A 3,729-nucleotide genomic window follows, 5' to 3' on the forward strand; every position below is an offset into this window, starting at 1 on the left:
TGCGCAGGCGCAGCGGCGCACTGAGGTCATGGCGGCGAAAACAGGCGGCGTGGGCGAAGGGCATGTCGAACAGCTCGGCGAAGTCCAGGCCCGCGCGCACCTCGCCCATACGCAGCAACTGGCCGGCGATGCGGTTGGCGCAACGCAGCTTGCCCGCCGGGTCAAAGGCCAGCAGCCCCTCCAGCGGCGTGCCGAGTATGTCCAGGCGATAGTGCAGGTGTACCAGCAGCACGTCTCCGAGCTGGGCGAACAGGCGGTTCTCAATGGCACGGGCGGCGAACACCAGCGACTCCAGAGTATAGACCGAGGATGCACCCTGCCGGCTGCTGGCGTCCAGCACCCCGACTATGCCGCCGTCCAGGCCGAAGATCGGCGTAGCCAGGCAGGAGAACTGACGGGCCTCCTCCAAATAGTGCTCCTCGCCGACGAAGAACACCGACTCGCCCTCAGCCAGCGCGCAGCCCGGCGCGGTGGTGCCGATGTTCTGTTCGGACAGCTGCGCGCCGACACGGAAAACCTGTTTCAGCTCGCGGCTGGCGCTACCGCGCCCGCTCAGGCTGCTAAGCACCACACCTTCGAGGTCGATGCAAGCCAGCATCCAATCCTGGGGGGCCAGCGCCGCGTGCAGCTGCTGCATCTCGGGCATGGCGCATTCCAGCAGCAGGCGGTCGCGCTCGGCGATCTGCTTGCCAGTGGCCACCAGCGGCGCCTCGAACAGCAGTTTGTCGCGCGGGCACAGGCCGTAATTCTGCGAACGCTGCCAGGAACGGGCGATTACCTGGGAATCGACCAAATGCTTAGCCGAGGTGGGCGTCGCGGCGGGGTCGCTCGATCTGTGCATGTCATATGTCTCACGCCAGGTGTCTCGAACTGCGCCAGCCCGGCCCGAGCCACTGTCTCAGATCGAGACAGCGATACAACGAGACGGCGCCCGCACTCTGTTCGACGACTCTTGTTGTTATATAAGCCATTGATTCAATTAGTCCAATTTGCGAAATAGAAAACTGGCACAGACTCTGCTCAATGACTTCACAGCGTCCGGGAAAAACCGGTACGACTACGATCTTAAACAAAAACAATAAAGGTGATGTCATGAAAATGAGCATAGATGCGGCTCGGCCCAAACCGGCCCGGCAGTGGCTGCATGCTTCGCTGTTCGGCCTGCTGAGCAGCTTTTGCGCCGGTGCCTCGGCGCTCGACGTAGACGCCGGCGATTACACCGCAATGCCTGCCGGCACCAACGTGGGCTTGCTCTACTACCAGCACGCCGAACGCAACCGCCTCTACGCCAACGGCGACAAGCTGCCGCTGGACGCCGGCCTGGATTCGGATATCGGCATCCTGCGCGGCGTGCACTTCATGGAGCTGGGCGGCTACATCGTCGACCCGCAGTTCCTCCTGCCCTTCGGCAACATGCGCGCCAAGGACGACCTGTCGGCCCTGGGCAGCGACAGTGGCACCGGCGACCTGATGCTGGCCGCCACCGTATGGCTGGTGAACCAGCCGGAGCAACGCCGCTACTTCGGCATCAGCCCCCACCTCTGGCTGCCCACCGGCAGCTACGACAACGACCGCGCCATCAACCTCGGCGAGAACCGCTGGAAGGGTGCGCTGCAGGCCGGCTACATCGAGGGCCTGGGCGACAAGTTCAGCCTCGACCTGGTGGGCGACGTGACCTTCTTCGGCAAGAACGACGACTTCGGCCCCGCCAGCCAGACTCTCAAGCAGAAGCCGCTGTTCCAGGCCCAGGCGTTCCTGCGCTACCACGTCAACGAGCGCTTCGACCTGCGTGCCGGCGTCTCGCGCCTGTGGGGCGGCGAGACCGAGGTGGACGGCCTGGACATGGACGACAAACCGAACACCAGCAAGTTCAGCGTCGGGGCCAGCTGGTTCGTCACCCCGAGCGACCAGCTGATGGTCAACTTCGGCCGCGACATCTCGGTGGACAACGGCTTCAAGGAGCAGGGACGGGTCAACCTGCGCCTGCTGCACATCTTCTAAGCACCGCCGCCTGCCTTCCCATTCCAACAACAACAGGAGTTTCGCGTGATGCCTAACCTCACCCAATCACGCCGTCTCGTCTGCCTACTGACCGCGCTGCTGGTCGCCGCCGGCGCCCAGGCCGCCAAGGTCGACGAGGCCGCCATCCGTGCCAGCGAGCAAGACGGCAGCGAATGGCTCAGCCATGGCCGCACCTACGCCGAGCAGCGCTTCAGCCCGCTCAAGCAGATCGACGCCGGCAACGTCGGCAAGCTGGGCCTGGCCTGGTACTTGGATCTGGAAAACAACCGTGGCCTGGAGGCCACCCCGCTGGTGTCCGACGGCGTGCTCTACGCCTCGCTGTCCTGGAGCCGGGTGATGGCCGTGGACCTGCGCAGCGGCAAGCGCCTGTGGCAGTTCGATCCCCAGGTGGATCGCGGCCACTCCCGCTACACCTGCTGCGACGCGGTCAACCGCGGCGTCGCCCTGTGGAACGGCAAGGTCTACGTCGGCGCACTGGACGGTCGCCTGATCGCCCTGGACGCCAAGACCGGCCGCGAGGTCTGGAGCGAGCAGACCACCGACCCGGCCAAGCCCTACAGCATCACCGGCGCGCCGCGTGTGGTGAAGGGCAAGGTGATCATCGGCAACGGCGGCGCCGAGTACGGCGTGCGCGGCTTCTTCTCCGCCTACGATGCCGAGACCGGCAAGATGGCCTGGCGCTTCTACACGGTGCCGGGCGACCCGGCCCAGCCCTACGAGCACCCCGAACTGGCGGCAGCGGCCAAGACCTGGAAGGGCGACCAGTACTGGAAACTCGGCGGCGGCGGTACCGTATGGGACAGCATGGCCTACGACCCGGAGCTGGACCTGCTGTACATCGGCACCGGCAACGGCTCGCCGTGGAACCGCGAGATCCGCAGCCCCGGCGGCGGCGACAACCTGTACCTGTCGTCGATCCTGGCCCTGCGTCCGGACAATGGCAAACTGCTCTGGCATTACCAGACCACGCCGGGCGAGACTTGGGACTTCACCGCCACCCAGCAGATCACTCTGGCCACCCTGGAGCTGGACGGCAAGCCGCGCAAAGTGTTGATGCAGGCACCGAAGAACGGCTTCTTCTATGTGCTCGATCGAGCCACCGGCGAACTGCTCTCGGCCGAAAAGTTCGGCAAGGTGACCTGGGCCGAGAAGATCGACCTGACCACCGGCCGCCCAGTAGAAGCGCCTGGTGTGCGCTATGAGAAGGAACAGGTGGTGATGTGGCCAAGTTCGTTCGGCGCGCACAACTGGCACTCCATGTCGTTCAATCCGCAGACCGGGCTGATGTACATCCCCTATCAGGAGGTCCCTGGGGTTTATCGCAACGAGGGCGCCGCGTTCAAGAAAATCGACGGTTTCAACACCGGCACCGGCTTCAGCGACACCCACGAGATTCCCCGCGAGGCGGTGAGCGGCGCCCTGCTGGCCTGGGACCCGGTACGCCAGCGCGAGGCCTGGCGCGTGCCGCATAGCTTCTACTGGAACGGCGGCACCCTGAGCACCGCCGGCAACCTGGTGTTTCAGGGCACCGCCGACGGCCAGTTGCACGCCTACTCGGCGGACAAGGGACAGCGCCTGTGGAGCTTCGCCGCGCAGACCGGCATAGTCGCCGCCCCCATCAGCTTCAGCCTGGACGGCGAGCAGTACGTGGCGGTCATGGCCGGCTGGGGCGGCGGGGCGCCGATGATCGGCGGCGACGCGGCGCTG

General features: G+C 65.6%; 3 protein-coding genes. 2 read left to right on the forward strand and 1 reads right to left on the reverse strand.

Annotation, left to right across the window (positions count from 1 at the left end; translation table 11 throughout):
* Window positions 1-841: GAF domain-containing protein (locus tag N7333_RS24155; RefSeq protein ID WP_347815301.1), on the reverse strand; the 841-nt coding region annotated here is incomplete at its 3' end.
* Between the two features lie 251 nt (window positions 842-1,092).
* On the opposite strand from N7333_RS24155, the gene N7333_RS24160 reads away from it, so the two are divergent.
* Complete coding sequence (locus N7333_RS24160; protein ID WP_124084237.1) at window positions 1,093-2,001, forward strand: transporter; 909 nt, start codon at window positions 1,093-1,095, stop codon at window positions 1,999-2,001.
* A gap of 48 nt (window positions 2,002-2,049) precedes the next feature.
* Window positions 2,050-3,729: PQQ-dependent dehydrogenase, methanol/ethanol family (locus tag N7333_RS24165; protein WP_279859498.1), on the forward strand; the 1,680-nt coding region annotated here is incomplete at its 3' end.

It is taken from the genome of Pseudomonas sp. GD04158 (genome assembly GCF_029834875.1).
GTDB classification, from domain to species: Bacteria; Pseudomonadota; Gammaproteobacteria; order Pseudomonadales; family Pseudomonadaceae; genus Aquipseudomonas; species Aquipseudomonas hydrolytica.